This is a genomic window from Flavobacterium sufflavum (genome assembly GCF_004016525.1).
In the GTDB taxonomy this organism is placed as follows: Bacteria; Bacteroidota; Bacteroidia; order Flavobacteriales; family Flavobacteriaceae; genus Flavobacterium; species Flavobacterium sufflavum.
In genome coordinates this window covers 1-206 of the sequence record NZ_SACJ01000063.1, presented here as the reverse complement: position 1 = coordinate 206, position 206 = coordinate 1, and the positions used below count along the sequence as shown (strand labels likewise).

The following is a 206-nucleotide window of genomic DNA, read 5'->3' as shown; positions in this document are numbered from 1 at the left end:
ACAAACACTAACGTTTACTGTTGCCAATAACAATAACAGTTTATTCTCGGTACAACCAGCGATAACAGCAAACGGAGAATTGACATACACATTGGCAGCCAATGCAAATGGAAGTGCACTTGTTACAGTTTATTTGAAAGATAATGGAGGAGTTGCAGATGGAGGAGATGATCAAAGTGATAATCAAACCTTCAACATCAATGTAA

General features: G+C 37.4%; 1 protein-coding gene. It reads left to right on the top strand.

Features of this window, described 5'->3' with window-relative positions; genetic code table 11:
- A partial coding sequence (locus EOD40_RS18150; RefSeq protein WP_164905529.1) for a hypothetical protein occupies nt 1-206 on the top strand: 206 nt, incomplete at both ends.